Annotated in this window: 12 protein-coding genes, 1 tRNA gene and 2 pseudogenes; 1 reads left to right on the top strand and 14 read right to left on the bottom strand. The window is 57.0% G+C overall.

Features of this window, described 5'->3' with window-relative positions:
- Positions 1 to 15: 15 nt before the first annotated feature.
- The 14 genes and pseudogenes from QTO30_RS09155 to QTO30_RS09090 form a co-directional block, all read right to left on the bottom strand.
- Positions 16 to 555 (bottom strand): GNAT family N-acetyltransferase, encoded by a 540-nt coding sequence (locus QTO30_RS09155; RefSeq protein ID WP_340423855.1) that lies wholly within the window; start codon positions 553 to 555, stop codon positions 16 to 18.
- Positions 556 to 617: 62 nt separating this feature from the next.
- A tRNA-Met gene (locus QTO30_RS09150) sits at positions 618 to 694 on the bottom strand.
- A gap of 83 nt (positions 695 to 777) precedes the next feature.
- A complete protein-coding gene (locus QTO30_RS09145; protein ID WP_340423854.1) occupies positions 778 to 1,788 on the bottom strand; it encodes a cytochrome d ubiquinol oxidase subunit II in 1,011 nt (336 codons plus the stop codon).
- Between the two features lie 4 nt (positions 1,789 to 1,792).
- Positions 1,793 to 3,187, bottom strand: a complete 1,395-nt coding sequence (locus tag QTO30_RS09140) for a cytochrome ubiquinol oxidase subunit I (RefSeq protein ID WP_340423853.1) — start codon at positions 3,185 to 3,187, stop codon at positions 1,793 to 1,795.
- Between the two features lie 183 nt (positions 3,188 to 3,370).
- Complete coding sequence (locus tag QTO30_RS09135) at positions 3,371 to 4,336, bottom strand: aldose epimerase family protein (RefSeq protein ID WP_340423852.1); 966 nt, start codon at positions 4,334 to 4,336, stop codon at positions 3,371 to 3,373.
- A pseudogene (locus tag QTO30_RS09130) lies at positions 4,336 to 6,238 on the bottom strand (beta-galactosidase). Before QTO30_RS09130 ends, QTO30_RS09135 begins: the two are co-directional and overlap by 1 nt.
- A 44-nt stretch (positions 6,239 to 6,282) precedes the next feature.
- On the bottom strand, positions 6,283 to 7,104 hold the full coding sequence (locus QTO30_RS09125; protein WP_340423851.1) for an SMP-30/gluconolactonase/LRE family protein: 822 nt from the start codon (positions 7,102 to 7,104) through the stop codon (positions 6,283 to 6,285).
- Positions 7,101 to 7,707, bottom strand: a pseudogene (locus QTO30_RS09120) (2-dehydro-3-deoxy-6-phosphogalactonate aldolase). Before QTO30_RS09120 ends, QTO30_RS09125 begins: the two are co-directional and overlap by 4 nt.
- A 3-nt stretch (positions 7,708 to 7,710) precedes the next feature.
- On the bottom strand, positions 7,711 to 8,616 hold the full coding sequence (locus QTO30_RS09115; RefSeq protein ID WP_340423850.1) for a 2-dehydro-3-deoxygalactonokinase: 906 nt from the start codon (positions 8,614 to 8,616) through the stop codon (positions 7,711 to 7,713).
- Entirely contained in the window at positions 8,613 to 9,371 is a 759-nt protein-coding gene (locus QTO30_RS09110) for an SDR family NAD(P)-dependent oxidoreductase (RefSeq protein WP_340423849.1), read from the bottom strand. Before QTO30_RS09110 ends, QTO30_RS09115 begins: the two co-directional genes overlap by 4 nt.
- On the bottom strand, positions 9,368 to 11,449 hold the full coding sequence (locus tag QTO30_RS09105) for an alpha-galactosidase (RefSeq protein ID WP_340423848.1): 2,082 nt from the start codon (positions 11,447 to 11,449) through the stop codon (positions 9,368 to 9,370). Before QTO30_RS09105 ends, QTO30_RS09110 begins: the two co-directional genes overlap by 4 nt.
- 6 nt (positions 11,450 to 11,455) lie before the next feature.
- On the bottom strand, positions 11,456 to 12,304 hold the full coding sequence (locus QTO30_RS09100; RefSeq protein ID WP_340423847.1) for a carbohydrate ABC transporter permease: 849 nt from the start codon (positions 12,302 to 12,304) through the stop codon (positions 11,456 to 11,458).
- Positions 12,304 to 13,230 (bottom strand): carbohydrate ABC transporter permease, encoded by a 927-nt coding sequence (locus QTO30_RS09095; RefSeq protein ID WP_340423846.1) that lies wholly within the window; start codon positions 13,228 to 13,230, stop codon positions 12,304 to 12,306. Before QTO30_RS09095 ends, QTO30_RS09100 begins: the two co-directional genes overlap by 1 nt.
- 130 nt (positions 13,231 to 13,360) lie before the next feature.
- Positions 13,361 to 14,617: an ABC transporter substrate-binding protein gene (locus QTO30_RS09090; protein WP_340425909.1), complete on the bottom strand. Its 1,257-nt coding sequence runs from the start codon at positions 14,615 to 14,617 to the stop codon at positions 13,361 to 13,363.
- A 163-nt stretch (positions 14,618 to 14,780) separates the two neighbouring features.
- Here QTO30_RS09090 and QTO30_RS09085 point away from each other — a divergent pair, with 163 nt between their 5' ends.
- Positions 14,781 to 15,584, top strand: a complete 804-nt coding sequence (locus tag QTO30_RS09085) for an IclR family transcriptional regulator (protein ID WP_340423845.1) — start codon at positions 14,781 to 14,783, stop codon at positions 15,582 to 15,584.

Below are 15,584 nucleotides of genomic sequence, written 5' to 3'. Positions count from 1 at the left end.
AAAGATGCAGCTTTGTTAAGTCGCATGATCTGACTTGTGCAACACGTAAGTCGTGCAAGGCTCGTTGTAGTGTGTCTCTATCCCGCGATAGGTCATGCCAACCCGCTGCATGACTTTGTGTGAGGCGACATTTTTGGGGGCCGCAACCGCAACAACATGATCCACACCGATGGCATCAAAGGCAAATGAGGCAGCGGCCTTACCAGCTTCGGTTGCATAGCCGCGGCCAGTGGCGCTTTTGGTCAGCCGCCAGCCGATCTCGATCTCTGCACCGACTTGATTGGCGACGTTTTGTGCGCAAGCCGCACCAATCACCGTATCGGTGGTGATATCCAAGATGGCCCACCAACTATAGCCAAGCCGATGCCAACGTTCACGGACGCGCGCCACAACTGCGTTGGTTTTTTCCATCGTTTCGGTCACGCCATCACTCAGAAACTCCATAACCTGAGGCTCATTATTGATGGCGTTGAGAGATGGTGCATGGATTGGCGCGAAGGGCTCCAGTCTGAGGCGCGGCGTTCTGATGATTGCGGCAGTGAAGATATCTGTCATGGAATGCAACTTTGCATGTCCAGTGACGGACGAAAAGAACGTGTTTACGTCTTAGAAAGTGGTGGTGGCGTGGGGGAGATTTGAACTCCCGACCTAACGATTATGAGTCGTTCGCTCTAACCAACTGAGCTACCGCGCCAATCCACGAGCGTCCGATTACGCAATGGGGGCTGGGGTGTCAAACCGATTCTGCGATTCCAGCGGGTTAAAACCCACCCGCCTTTAATCATACCGCAGCTCGGTGGCTTTGCCGCGGAAAATTGTATAGGATAGCACCGTGTAGCCCATGATTGTGGGCAGCACGACGCATGTCCCGATCAGGATGATAAACAGGCTTTCCGGCGCGCTGGCTGCATCGTAGATCGTGATTTGTTCGGGCACCACATAGGGGTAGAAACTATAGGCCATGCCCCCGAAAGCCATGATCCACAGCGCTGTGGCGGCCACAAAGGGCAGCCACGAGCGGCGGTCGTCTACAAATGGCATCTTGCGCAACATCGCCCACAGCCAAAAGACAAGCAGTGCTGAGAGGATCGGGAGCGGCGCCAGATAAAGCGCGTCGGGCCAGTTGAACCACTTCTCGAAGATACGCGTGCTGACAAATGGTGTCGCAACCGAGATCGCGCCAATCCCCAGAACAAGGCCCCAGATACCACCTTTGGCCCATTCAACAGCCTTGATTTGCAAGGCGTCAGAGGTTTTGTGGATGACCCATGTTGCGCCGATGAAACTATAACCGACGGTCAGAAAGACAGCCGTCAACAGTGCAAAGCCGACGTTAAGCCAAGTCCATTCCAGCCCCATGACGTACATGCCCAGCATGAAACCTTGGCTGAGTGATGTCATCAAAGAGCCAGTGAAGAACGCGTTGTTCCAAAGGCGCTTATGCGGGGCCGGCGCCTTGGCGCGGAACTCAAACGCGACGCCGCGCAGGATCAGCCCGATCAACATGATCGCGACCGGCAGATAGAGCGCGGTCAGAATGGCCCCATGTGCTGCTGGGAACGCCACCAGCAACAGACCCACCGCCAAAACCAACCAGGTTTCGTTGGCGTCCCAGAATGGCCCGATTGACGCAATCATACGGTCCTTTTCATCATCGGTCGCGAACGGAAACAGCACGCCGACGCCGAGGTCAAAACCGTCCAGCACAACATAGATCAGAATGGACACACCCATCAGTGCTGCGAAGACGAAGGGCAGCCAGATAGCGGGATCACCAAAATAATGCATCTTACTACTCCGCAGGCTGTGTTGTGGGGACCGTAGCTGGCGATGGTGCGATCGACGTGCCGATGCTTTCGCCGCGTGCGGTTTTACGTGCCAGATAGAAGATGACAAAGATGTAGGCCGCCAATAGCGCAGCATAGACCGCGAGGTAGGCAATTAGCGTGGACAGAACCATTGGCGCAGGCACATCGGCTACAGCCTCTTTCGTGGTCATCACGCCCTGAACCAGCCATGGCTGCCGCCCGATCTCGGTGGTGTACCACCCGGCGAGCGTCGCCAGCCATCCGCTGAAACTCATCGCGACAAGTCCATAGAGTACTGGCCTTGGCAGCCCTTCGATGCCGCGCTTACGTCTTAAGATCATATAGGCCGCCGTCCAACTGATGATCAGCATCAACAAACCCGTGCCCACCATGACGCGGAAAGACCAGAAGACCGGGGAAACGCGAGGATGCAGCACCTCACCATCTTCGGTCACAAACTCGTTGAGACCTTTTACCTCGCCGTTCCAGTCGTGGGTCAGAATGAAGGACGCAAGCTTTGGAATGCTGATCTCAAAGTGGTTTTCACGCGCCTCTTGGTCGGGAATCGCAAACAGGATCAGCGGCACGCCGCTATCGGTTTCCCAATTGCCTTCCATCGCGGCCACTTTGGCAGGTTGGAATTCTTTGGTGTTCAACCCGTGCATGTCGCCCACGAAAATCTGCACCGGAATCAGCAGGGCCGCAGCGATGATCGCGGTTTTCATCGCCACGCGCACGCCCTCGGTCCGCCCGCCGATCAGCCAGCGGAAGGCGCTGACACCGGCAATCAGGAAGCTGACGGTCAGGAAGCTTGCCAGCACCATATGGGAAAGACGGTACGGCATGGATGGGTTAAAGATGATCGCGGACCAGTCGGTTGCATGGGCGACACCATCAATCATCTCAAACCCTTGCGGCGTATGCATCCAAGAGTTCAGAACGATGATCCAGAAGGCCGACATCAACGTGCCGAATGCCACCAGAAAAGTGGCCAACGTATGCAACCAGTTCGGCACACGGCTAAAGCCGAACAGCATGATGCCGAGGAAAACGGCCTCAAGGAAGAAGGCGGTCAGCACCTCATATGCTAGCAAGGGTCCGGCAATGTTGCCCACGGTTTCCATGAAACCGGGCCAGTTGGTGCCGAACTGGAATGACATCGTGATGCCCGAGACAACGCCCATCGCAAAAGATAGGGCAAAGATTTTCACCCAGAAGCGATATGCCTCCATCCAGCGTTCTTCGCCGGTGCGGTTGTAGCGCAGTTTGAAGAAAAGCAGCACCCAGCCTAGCGCGATGGTGATGGTTGGGAACAGGATGTGGAAGGAAATGTTAGCCGCAAATTGGATGCGGGACAGAAGTAGTGTTTCAAGTTCCATCAAGAGCCTCAGTTTCCGGGCATTTGTGTCCTTGACCTTAATATAGCTGCACTGCAGCATTGAACATGGGGGTGCGACAGCAAGGCGCGGTGCGTCGGCTGTGGACCGCTTGTGGGCAGTGGCTGAAATGATGCCCAATCGGGCAGGACCGCGCAGTATTGGCTGAGAAGCGCGTTGCTAACGTCAGCGCGAGAACCGCCAGCTTGTGGTCTGGTGATAGGGTTGATCAGCCGTGACCGTGATTGATCCAAAGCCAAGGTGGTTTGGCGCATCGGGCCAGCCTTGTGGTTCGATCACGATCCCCTCGTAGCACGGCTTGCCCGGGCGGCGCGAAGTTGCAGCGTCATGGATTTGCAGACCAGCCTCTGTCGTGGCCAGTGTCATCGTGACACCCGACTGCCCGGTCAACCACAAAACATCGCGCAGCGCCTGCTTTCCATCAGATAGGCAGAAATTGTGATCAAGGGCAGGCGCGCCGATCTGCGGCTTGCTTGTTTCGCGGAAATCCATCTGTGTTCCGGCGACAGAGGCAATCTCGCCGGTTGGGCATGTCCGATCATCAATTGGCAGATAGCGATCTGCCGCGACTTTGAGCGCATGCCCGTCCCATGTTTCCGTCCCGTCGAGGTTCCAATAGATGTGGCTGGCAAAATTCATGCAGGTTGCAGTATCCGTGGTACCATCAATGGTCTTGGTCAGCATGGCGGGTGCGCTGACTTGATAGGTGACACGGATATCACGTTGCCCCGGCAGGCCTGCGATCCCGTCGTTCAGGGTGAGTGCGAGCGTCACGCTGTCGGGCGTTTGTGACGCGACCTGCCAGACCTTGCGGTGCACACCGTCCGCACCGGAATGCAGATGGACCGCATTGTTTTCATTGCGCTCCAGCTCATACATCATGCCGTCCAACCGCACCCGTGCATTACTGATCCGATTGGCGATAGGGCCGACGATGGTGCCAAAATACCCCATCGTTGTTTCATAGTCATGCAACGCATCCGACCCGAGTGAGAGTCCGTGTGCGACACCCGCCAGCCGGACATCCTGAACCATTGCGCCAAAGGTCAGGATGCTGACAGTCAGATCATCCGTCGAGATGGTGACTTTCTCAACGTCCTCGCCGGTTTGCGTTGTTCCAAAGTATGCCACTACAACACCTCCCAGTGCATGCCAGCTGCGGGGATGGTTATCCCTTGCCAATCCTGCGCATGATTGGCGTAGTTAAAGACAAAACGATGCGTCGCCGTATCGCGGATGCGCAAGCCTTCGGGAAGAGCCTCCGTTTTGATGTCCAAGGTGGCGCAGACGCCGCGGATGATCTGGTCGAAGGTCAGGTCATCAGGCCAACCTGCGAGATACCGCAGATTGCTTAGCGCCCATAATTGCGGGTTGGCCGTTGGCCGTCCGGGCAAGCACATCGGCGTTGCCTTCAAGATGTTCAAACCAGTGCACAAATTGGCCGCCATCCTGCAATGAAATGGCATCGTCGGGTGGCATGCTTTCGGTTAGGCTGACGCTGATATCGACGCTGGGCAGGTTTGGGCCAAGCGGTGTCGGGATGCTGAGCTCATCGGTTTTCGTGTCCGTGCGCGGGCCGATCAGGGCGATCCCTTTGAAAGCGGCCAGCGCATGCCGCAATGGATTAGATAGCGCCATGATCCCGGGGGCCATGACTAATTGATACGCCGACAGGTCGTTCGTATCTGGCGGCAAGATGTCGATGTTCAGACCGACCCGCCGCAGCACACGGTACGCAGCAAAGGCAAGCCGGAACATTTCAAAATCTGCGCCTTGCGGCTGCGCGTCCCACGCCCATGCGCTCTCATAATCGAAGATTAGTGCGGCTTGAGCAGGTGAAGCACCAACGTCGGCGAGCTGTTCGATTTCATCGGCCACTTGACGCGCTTCAGCCAATGCAGGCGCTGGCACACTGTCCGGGCGCAAAAGCCCTGCATGCATTTGTTCCTGCGCAAAGGGGGCCTGGCGCCAGCGGAAATAGCACACGGTTTCTGCCCCATGGGCAAAGGCCTCCCAAGCCCAAAGCCGCGCCATCCCGGGCAAGGGGGCTGGGTTGTAGGGTGCCCAGTTGACCGGGCCGGGTTGCTGTTCCATCACCCACAAGCGGCCCTTGCCGACCGCACGGTAGAGATCATGGTGGAAGGCCTGCATATCAGGGTGGCCTTGGCGCAAGAACGCATGTTTGAAGTCGGCGCTCCCTTCCAACCGATCAGACAGGAAGCCAATAGGGTAACTGTCCCAAGAGGCGATATCGAGGTCTGCGCCGACCTTCCAATGATCGAAGGCTGTGATCCGGCCCATGTAGTTGTGGATGAGCGGGGCATCCGAGTGCTTACGGAGTTCATCGGCCTGCGTTTTGTTGAAGGCGATAACCTGATCAGAACTGTAGCGCCGAAAGGCGAGCTGATGGGGGTGGTTTGGTTCTGTGACTGTGAGGTTTGGCAGGTCTATCTGGTCGAAGCTGTCGTATTCCATCGACCAGAATACATTGCCCCAAGCACGGTTCAGCGCGTCGGTGGATTGATACCGCTGCGCCAGCCAGTCCTGGAAGCCCTTGCGGGCGGCATCGGAATAGCTGAGCGTTGTCTCGTGGCAGTCATATTCATTGTCGATCTGCCACGCGGTGATATGCGGGTTCTTACCATAACGTTCGCCCATCAGCCGTGCGATCCGCCGGCATTCGTCGCGATAGCCCAGATGGCTGAAATCATAGTGACGGCGAGAGCCGAACTTGCGGGGTCGTCCCGCTGCGTCGACCGCCAGCATATCCGGGTGTTTGTCGACCATCCAGCGCGGTGGGGTTGCAGTAGGCGTGCTCAGGATGATTTTCAGTCCCGCCGCCCCTAAAACCGCAATCGCGCGATCCAGCCAGTCACATGTCATCGTGCCGGGTGTAGGTTCCATCCGGCTCCAGCCGAATTCACCGATCCGTACCCAAGTCAGGCCCGTGGCAACCATCTGGGCGGCATCATCGGCCCACTGATCCTCTGGCCAGTGTTCGGGGTAGTAACAAACGCCTAGTGTGCGTTTCATAAGCAGGACCTTTTGTTGAGTAGTGCGCCGAGAATGGCAGTGGATCAGAGAATAACCCGATGTTCTGCTTGGCCTATATAACGTGTCTGTGCGCTGAATGTCTTGCCCTGATCCGGCCCTTCAAGCCCGATCGCAGCACTGGTCGCAAACAGCGTATTCAGATCGTCTCCACCGAATGCCGGGCAAGAGGTTTGGCTGGCTGCAAAGCTGAAACTTTCTATGAACGCTCCCTTGGGGTCATAGCCTGCAATCCGTCCAGATCCCCATTGCGCATTCCATAGATTGCCTGCGGCATCAACAACGGCGCCATCGGGGCGAAACGTCGTGCCTTGCAAATCAATATGCAATGTCGGTTCATCGATGGGCCAACCGTCGCCGTCCAAGGGCACCCGCATGATTTGTTGGGTCGGTGTATCGGTGAAATAGGCTGTCTTGCCGTCCGGTGAGAAACAGATGGCGTTCGAAATTGTGATGTCGGTGTAGAGTTTGCGCAGATCGCCTTTGTAGAAACGATAGATCGCCCCCGCGTTCTCCTCGGCGTTGATCCCCATCGTGCCAATCCAAAAACCGCCCTGCGGATCAGCGCGACCGTCATTGGAGCGTGTGACGAGGTCATCGGCCTCAAGCGGTACGACCACATTGTGGTCGCCGGTCGTGATATCGAAATGGCGCAAGGCATTGCTTGTTGCGATCAGCAGCGTGGTTTCAGAGGTCCATCCGGCAGCGCTGACATAGTCGTCAAACTGCCACTGCTTGCCTTTGGTGTGCAAACGTTTGCCAAGAATATCAAACCAGAACAACTGCTTGCGCAAAGGATGCCAGAGCGGCCCTTCACCTAACTGGCATTGTGTTTCATCGAAAATCATGATGCGGCTGCGTCGTAGGCGGCCACCATATCGCGTGCGCGTGCCGCCACGTCAGCCACCGACAGTCCCGGTTTATAGAGCGCAGATCCAATGCCAAACCCATCGGCCGATGCAGCCATCCATTCGGCAAAGTTGTCTGCCCCTGCACCACCAACGGCATAGACTTGGGTGCCAGACGGTAGAATGGCGCGGATCGCTTTGATCCCTTCTGGACCCAGCAGATTGGCTGGAAATATCTTGAGCCCATCGGCGCTAAGCTTTTAGGGCGGTAAAACACTCGGTCGGGGTCATCACGCCGGGCCAGCTTTCCATGCCCGCCGCTTTGGTTGCGACAATCACGCGTTGATCGCAATTGGGCGACACGATCAGCCGCCCACCGACCTGCGCGACACGGCCGACGTCATCAGTCGACAGCACTGTTCCGGCACCAATCAGCGCATCTTTCTGATGTGCATCGACCATGGCCTTAATGCTGTCGAAAGGGTCGGGTGAGTTCAGCGGAACCTCGATCTTCGTGATGCCTGCGTCGATCAAGGCAGCGGCTATAGGAACCGCTTCATCGGGTGTGACACCGCGAAGAATGGCGATCAATGGACGGTCCATGGTTTATCCTTTCAGGCGTCGGCAAGCAGCGGTCAGGCCTGCCAGTGTGATCGTTGCAGCATTCACTTGCGTCGCTGGGGCCGCTTGGGTCGCAAGCGCATCGACATAGAGCTTTGACAGAGTGCTGTTGCCAATCACCGCGATTTGCTGGCCTAACCAGTAGGGCTTTGCGGCAGCCAGTTCTGCCCCGATCAGAAGACCTGACAGCTGCGCGCGGGCTGCGTTTCCTACCATATCGTTCAGCAAACCCTGCGCACGCAGTGCGAAGAGGCGTGCGGCAAGGCGTTCCGGGCGTGCGATCCCCAGATCGAGCCCCTCAGCAAAGGCGGCATCATCCCAGCCATCGGCGGCAATGGAGTGGCGCAAGACCGTGTGCTTTGCAATTGTATCGAACAGTTCGCCCGTCATGAAGGTCTGGAAGCTGACGACCTCATCGGCGCTGATATGCACCCATTTGGTGTGTGTGCCCGGCAGGCAAATCACGCCATCCCAGCCGGGGTTGCGGGCCAGAAAACCGCTGATCTGGGTTTCTTCGCCGCGCATGACGTCTGGTGGGTTTGTCTGTTTAATTCCGGGGATGACGTGAACGGTCAGCGCTGGATGTGTGGTCGGAGCCTGCACCAATCCTTCGGGCAAAGTGCCGGAGGGAACGGTTGCGTAAGGCGCTTCGACCCAGCCTTGCCGCGACCCAACCATGCCGCATGCGATGACCGTGGTTGGGCCTTGTATCCAATCCGCGATGACATCCAGCAGCGCAGGTTCAAAACCATCGCGCGTCAACTTCCCCATGCCCTGATCGGATGTGGCTTCGGCCAGCACAGTACCAGACGCCGACATCGCCCAAGCACGCATGTTGCTGGTGCCCCAATCCACCGCAATCCAATCTGCATTGATGTCTGTGTCTGTCATCCTGTCCCTACCACACCTGCGTCGATTGCCATGGTTTGCCCTGTCATCATAGCGGATGCAGAGGACGCCAAAAACAGGGTTCCTCCGACCATATCTTGAGGCTGCATGAACTCTTGAAGGCACTGTTTTTGCAGGAAGGCGGCTTTCGCCTCGGGCGTGGCCCACATTGTCTCCTGCTTTTCGGTGAGGACCCAACCAGGGGCAATGGCGTTGACGCGGATACCCTTTGGGCCCCATTCCCGGGCCAGCGCACGGGTTATGCCCATGATACCGGCATTTGCGCTGACGTAAGGTGCCATTCCGGCAGAGCCCATCATGTAAGTAATTGAAGAGTAGTTGATTATTGAGCCTTTGGGCGCCATCGCGGCTGCCGCTTTTTGGCAGGCAAAGAAGTACGCTTTGAAGTTGATTGCTTGTTGTGCATCCCAAATGTCTTCGGTGATCTCCATAGCATCATAGCGCATGTCGTTGGCCGCGTTGTTGACAAGCACATTGAGCGGGCCATGTGATGCAACGGCTCGGTCAATGGCAGCGTGCAAGGCCTTGGTGTCAGTGATGTCCCCTTGGATAAAGAGCGGGGCGTCGGTGTATTTCGCCTCCATTGCAGTGGTGAATGCTGTGGCGTCTGACCTATCGATGAAAGCAACCTTTGCACCCTGCGCCAGAAACCCTTCCGTCAGCGCGGCACCAATGCCACTACCGCCGCCAGTGATAAACACAGAGGCCTCTTTGAGATCATGGAAGGTAGCGTTCACAGCCTTGTCCCCTCCAGTACCCACATCCTTTCCGGGAAAGACCACGGCAAGGTCACGCCGTGGCGCATAAGATAGGCCCCCGAAAGCTCCAGTGCGCCTTCTTTCAATGCCGTTGTTCCGCGCGACAAACGATGCAGCGCGTTACGATTTGTCAGATTGACCCGATAGGTCGCGTCAGGTTCCAGCCCGGTCAGACGTAAGGGCCGGGGCGCGATTTGTGCGCTGGTGGTGGCCTTGCCAGCGAAGACAACAAAACGGTCTTTGTCGCGGGCCAGTTGCTGTTCGGCGATCACGGCGGGATCGGCGCTATCAAGACGCAGGATATCCGCAGTCTGCATCCAGTCGCGGTTGTGTTTCCACCAGCTTGTGACCTCTTTCAGCGTTGCGGCCTCGGTCTCATCCAGCTCGCGCGGGTCCATCTCGAACCCCATATGGCGCTGGGCCGCGACCCATGCGCGGAATGAAATATCAAGGTTGCGCCCTGAGGTATGGCAGTGGCGTGGGCCAACGTGGCTGCCGGTGACCGAAAGCGGCAGGAAAAGCGCTGCGTCGTGCTGGATGCGCAAGCGTTCCAACGCATCGTTGCTGTCTGACAGCCAAACCCGTTGCGTGCGTTCCAAAACACCAAAGTCGATACGTCCGCCACCAGAGGCACAGCTTTCGATTTCGACATCAGGAAACTCGGCACGCAGACGGTCAATCAACGCGTAAGAGCCGCGCGTTTGCGCGGCGTCGGGCATCGGCAGCACGCGGTTGTGGTCCCATTTAATGTAGTCGATATGATGGTCGCGCAGGATCGCTGACATGCGCTCATACAGAAAGTCGCGGACTTCCGGCAAGGCCATGTTTAACGCTTTTTGCTGACGTCCGAGCGTTTGATCCTCAGCGCCAAAAACCCAATGTGGGTTGGCGCGGTGAATGTCGCTGTCTTCATTGATCATCTCTGGCTCGAACCAGATGCCAAAGGTCATGCCTAACGCATGCACATGCTCAATCAACGGGTGCAGGCCATCAGGGTACTTGCGGGGGTCGACCGTCCAGTCTGACAGGCTACGTGTGTCGTCGTCGCGGTTGCCGAACCAGCCGTCATCAAGCACGAAACGCTCGGCCCCGAGTTCCGCAGCTTGATCTGCAATGTCTTTCAGGACGGGCAGCTTGTGATCGAAATAAACGGCTTCCCAGCAGTTGTAATGTACCGGACGCGGTGCATCAGGCTTGGGCCATGTCACAACGCGGTCGCGCAAGTGGCGCTGAAAGGCCACGGCGCAGCCGTTCAGCCCGGTATTTGAGTATGAGATGTAGAGCGGGGCTGTTTTGAATTGCGTCGCCGCTTCCGTCTCCATCCGCGCGGCATGGCCCCATTGAATCTGGCGACGCCCGTCTTGGAGTTCCTCGGCGATCATCTTGTGGCCGCCAGACCAGCCGTAGTGGAACGCATATGCTTCGCCTTCGGTGTTCGTTGCCCCGCGGCAGGGGACGATCAGTCCGGGGAAATGCTCGTGGCCGGTGCGCCCGGTGCGGTTCTCGCGATAGCGCATACCGGGTGCCCAAGCGGTCCGCGACAGCTGAAACTCGCCACACCAGCGGCCTGAGACATCAATCATCTCGTCCGAGTGTTGCGGCCCGGGTAGGACCGGCGCCGCAAGCCAGTGCAGGTGGACCGGTCGTGTGGCGTCCAATGTAGTCTGGCAGGTGATGATATGGGTATCGGGGTCGCTGATGAAGCTGACGGTGAGCGTCAGGCCATTGGTTTTGTCTGCGTAGGTGAGTTCCAGCGTGCCGTTCTGTTCGACCTTCTCAAAACAGAACTTGGGCAACAGCGGAGTGCCATCGCTGTCCCTCACGATCAGACCGGGCTGGCCCGGAAAGCTACGGGTGGCCTCGGGGCAGATCGAAAGATCCGGATTCTCGTCCAGCATCCCGCCGGTGACGTCGATCATATGGGCAGCATGCAGCGTGTCGAGGTTTTCCTCGGCAGGTAGGCGTGCGCCCCAATAGACGGCTTCGGGCAGGCGGTCGTTACGGGCCGCCAGAACAAGTGTCTGACGGCCATCGTCGATACGATAGGTTCGATTCATAATTGTTTACTTTACAGCTCCGAGGGTGAGGCCCGCGATAAAGTGTTTCTGCATCAAAAAGAACATGGCGACCGGCGGGAGTGCCGCGACGATCGATCCCGCGCTCATCAGGTGATAGGCGGCACGGAACTGCGAGTTAAACTCGGTAATCCCGGCGGTGACAGGTTGTGCGTCTGGTCCCTGGGTCAGCACGACGGCCCAGAAGTAATCGTTCCAGATGAAGGTAAAGATCAGCACGGCCAGGGCGGCCAGCGCAGGCTTCATCAATGGCAGGACGACATAAAGGAAGATCTTCCACTCGGCGATGCCTTCAACCCGCGCTGCTTCGATCAATGGGAAGGGCAGGGCGCGGATGAAGTTGCGCATGAACAGTGTGCAGAACCCGGTCTGGAAGGCGACGTGGAACAAGACAAGCCCGGTCTTGGTGTCATAGAGGTTCATGCTGACGGTCAGGTCGCGCACAGGCACCATGAGAATTTGGAAGGGGACAAAGTTACCGGCAATGAAGATGAAGAATATCAGCAAATTGCCTTTGAACTTGTACACACCCAGCGCAAAACCAGCCATGCAGGATAGGGCGACCGCACCGATTACGGTCGGAATAGTGATAAATAGCGAGTTCCACAAGTACCGCGGCATGTTCGATTCAAAGAAGACCTTGCCGTAGTTATTGAGTGCCTCAAAGCTGCTGGGGATGCCCCAGTAGTTGCCGTTCACGAAATCGGCCTCAGGCTTGATTGAGAAGTTGGCAACCGCGATCAGTGGCAAAAGCCAGACAATCAACATGATGGGCAGTAGCACCTGGTATGAAATCTGCCACTGGCGCGACGTTTTTGCGAGAGGGGTTGGAAACATCAGTGCGCTCCCTTTTCGTCACGGTACATGGAGTAAAGGAAGTAGGCGATGAACCCGAGCATGATAAAGAACAGGACAACAGCAATGGCGGCGCCAAATCCCATGCGGAACCCAAACTCAGACAGCGATTCCTCAAACATATAGAACGACAAAACACGGGTTGAGCCGAACGGGCCGCCGTTCGTCATCACGCTGATCAGGTCAAACGAGCGTAACGCGCCAATGATAGTGACGACGAACGCGATAAACGTTGCGGGTTTCAGCTGCGGGAGGATGACATACCACAGCATCTTATGCCCCTTGGCCCCGTCCAGGCGGGCGGCTTCGACCTGTTCGGGGTCAACGGCGTTCAGACCGGTGAGGTACAGGATCATGCAGTAGGCGGTCTGCGGCCATAGACCGGCCGCAATGATCCCGTAGGTGGCGAGTGTCGGATCGCCAAGGATGTTTACAGGGCCCGCGCCAAAGATGCCCAGCACAGCGTTCAGCAGCCCCTCGCGTGGCAGGTAGAACCAGCTGAAGACAAGGCCGACAACCACCTGGCTGATGACGAAGGGGAAAAAGAACATTGACTTGTAGAAACGAATGCCCGTCACCGTTTGGTTGAGGAACAACGCGATAAACAAACCTGCAGGGATCGCCAGTAAGTAAAGGACCAGCCATTTGAGGTTGTTCCAGAAGGACACCTGAAACTTGCGGTCCATGTTCTGGTCGCCCCAGCCCAACAGACGCTCATAGTTGGCAGTGCCAACCCATGTCTTTTCACCCAAACCGTCCCATTCGTGGAACGAAATCCAAAAGGACTGGCCGATGGGGATAATCACGTAGACCGCGAAAAAGAGCATCGCCGGTAGCAGGAACAGCCATGGCGTAATCGCAATCTCGTTGCGCTTATACCAGCCTCGATTTGATGCGGCGGTTGCCATGGATTTGTCTCCCCTGCGGACAGCACATGCGAAAAACCTCTGACGGGTCTTGCGGATGGTCTGAGTGGTGGGTTGCGCCCACCAATCACTGGGTGGGCGCGGTAGGGTGGGTTGAAACCCACCTTACATTTTAGTTGTAGATGCGCTGACGTGTCTCTTCGAGGCGGGCCAGGATGTCGTCCAGATTATCCGGGAACACCATGAATTCTTGCAGGCCTTCCATGCCGACAGATGCCATTTCCGCATCGAAGTCACGGTCGAAGAACTGCATGATACCGCCGCCTGCATTGTTTGACAGCATGTCGAAGCCTTGTGCCAGGAACTTGTCATCATCGATGGACGCGTTGGCATTCACTGGCAACTGACCAAGACCAGAACCGCTGTTGATCTCTGTCTGGACTTCAGCAGATGTGACAAAGCGCAAGAATTCTTTCGCTGCGTCCATGTTCTGCGCGCCGGATGCGATGTGGAATGTATCCGTTGGCGCGTCTTCTGCGAAATCGACATCTGCGTTGATGACGGGGAACTGATAGAAGTCCAATTGGTCGTCTGTCAGGCCACCATCACGCATCGCAGCAACCGCAAAGTTACCCATCAGATAAGATGCAGCTTCGCCGTTGACCATAAAGGGCAGGGCTTCCTGCCAGCTGTATGTCTGGTGGTCATCAATGAAGGCACCCATGTCGATCAGTTGACGCCAGTTAGCGAAGGTCTGACGGACGCGATCGTCTGTCCACTCAACTTCGCCACGGGCCAGAGCGATGTGGAAATCATAGCCGTTTGTGCGTGAGTTGATGTAGTCAAACCAGCCGCCAGCTGTCCAAAGGAACTTGGTGCCGATGGTGTAGCACTTTACGCCATTGTCCAGCAGGGTCTGGCAGTTTGCGACTTCTTCTTCCCAGTTGGATGGCTCGGACAGGCCGTACTGGTCGAAGATGTCTTTGCGGTAGTAAACGCCCCATTGGTAGTAGGTGTAAGGCACGCCCCACTGTGCGTCGTCCAATGTCATCGCGCCTTTGGTGGAGGCCAGCGCTTCGAACGCGGGCTCGGCCCAAAGGTCAGAGATGTCGGCAAAGAGACCGGCATCGACGTAGGGACGCATACGGTTGGCCGCGTACCAGTTCACAACGTCAGGTGGGTTTGCACCCAATGCGTTGCGGATCTGTGTCTTCCACGCTTCGCGGTCAACGATTGTCAGGTTGACCTCAAGGTTCGGGTGCATCTCGTCAAAATCGGCGGCAAGGCCTTCCATGACTGCGCGGGGCGCAGGGTTCGACATGTCGGAGATGATGTTCAATTCGCCTGATAGGTCTTGGGCGGTAGCGGTCGACGCAGTAACGCCAGCAGCAACAAACGCCGCAAGCGACGTCTTCAAAATGGAATGCATGGTTTCCTCCCAGTATGCTTCCGTGGTCAAACCGGTTTCATTATTTGAAACTTGGTTTTGGATGTTGATACTAAACCGCGACTCGGCTAGCCTTGTCAACATCTCAAAGCTGCACCGGGGAGGAGACCGGTGTCAAAAGCGCCATTGAGACAAGGGAGGACAGATGGGACGCGTGACCGGAGACGGCACAGTCGGCAAGGCACTGGAAGTGCTTGATCAGGTGGCAGCTTTCGGGCGGCCTGTGCGCTTTAGTGAACTGCTCTCTAAGTCCTCATTTCCCAAGCCGACCCTCTATCGCTTTGTCCAGACGCTGACCAACCAGCAAATGCTGGCCTATGATCCCGAGCGGCAAACATATAGCCCCGGTGTGCGTCTTGTGCGTCTGGCGCATGCTGCGTGGGAACAGTCTACGTTGGCTCCGGTGGCCCGGCCGCATATTGATACGCTAAGCAATGCAGTGGGTGAAACAGTGCACCTTGCGCAGTTGGATCACGCACAGGTGCTTTACATTGACAAACGCAATGCGGGCTTACCGGTCGAGATGTACAGTCAGGCTGGTAAGGTCGGTCCGGCCTATTGCACGGGCGTTGGTAAGGTGATGTTGGCGTTTCTTGATGACGACACCGCAAAGACGGTCATCGAACAGCAGTCATTTCATGTCTTTACCGAGCACACGCTTGATAGTGCCGATGCGCTGCGCGGTGAATTGGCAGACATTCGCCAGAACGGCTACGGTTTTGACCGCGAAGAGCATGAGCCAGGCATCATTTGTGTCGCTATGCCGATCCTAACGGACACTGGCCGCGTGTTGGGGGCCTTGTCGGTCACCAGCACCACCAGCCGCACGAACCTGGCCGGATTAGAGGCCTTTGTGCCGATCCTGAAAGAAACGGCAGATAAGATTACGCGGGACGCCCAGAACTGGAGCTTCCCCGACTACAACACAAAAGAAACAACGGGGATTTAA

The organism is Yoonia sp. GPGPB17, from assembly GCF_037892195.1.
Lineage (GTDB): Bacteria > Pseudomonadota > Alphaproteobacteria > Rhodobacterales > Rhodobacteraceae > Yoonia.
Note: the sequence above shows the minus strand (reverse complement) of the source record. Positions and strands in the feature narration are given on the sequence as shown.

What these genes read in the sequence shown, in the direction of transcription:
- QTO30_RS09155 (WP_340423855.1), bottom strand. Translation starts at nt 555, where the DNA reads ATGACAGATATCTTCACTGCCGCAATCATCAGAACGCCGCGCCTCAGA.
- QTO30_RS09145 (WP_340423854.1), bottom strand. Translation starts at nt 1,788, where the DNA reads ATGCATTATTTTGGTGATCCCGCTATCTGGCTGCCCTTCGTCTTCGCA.
- QTO30_RS09140 (WP_340423853.1), bottom strand. Translation starts at nt 3,187, where the DNA reads ATGGAACTTGAAACACTACTTCTGTCCCGCATCCAATTTGCGGCTAAC.
- QTO30_RS09125 (WP_340423851.1), bottom strand. Translation starts at nt 7,104, where the DNA reads ATGATTTTCGATGAAACACAATGCCAGTTAGGTGAAGGGCCGCTCTGG.
- QTO30_RS09115 (WP_340423850.1), bottom strand. Translation starts at nt 8,616, where the DNA reads ATGACAGACACAGACATCAATGCAGATTGGATTGCGGTGGATTGGGGC.
- QTO30_RS09105 (WP_340423848.1), bottom strand. Translation starts at nt 11,449, where the DNA reads ATGAATCGAACCTATCGTATCGACGATGGCCGTCAGACACTTGTTCTG.
- QTO30_RS09100 (WP_340423847.1), bottom strand. Translation starts at nt 12,304, where the DNA reads ATGTTTCCAACCCCTCTCGCAAAAACGTCGCGCCAGTGGCAGATTTCA.
- QTO30_RS09095 (WP_340423846.1), bottom strand. Translation starts at nt 13,230, where the DNA reads ATGGCAACCGCCGCATCAAATCGAGGCTGGTATAAGCGCAACGAGATT.
- QTO30_RS09090 (WP_340425909.1), bottom strand. Translation starts at nt 14,617, where the DNA reads ATGCATTCCATTTTGAAGACGTCGCTTGCGGCGTTTGTTGCTGCTGGC.
- QTO30_RS09085 (WP_340423845.1), top strand. Translation starts at nt 14,781, where the DNA reads ATGGGACGCGTGACCGGAGACGGCACAGTCGGCAAGGCACTGGAAGTG.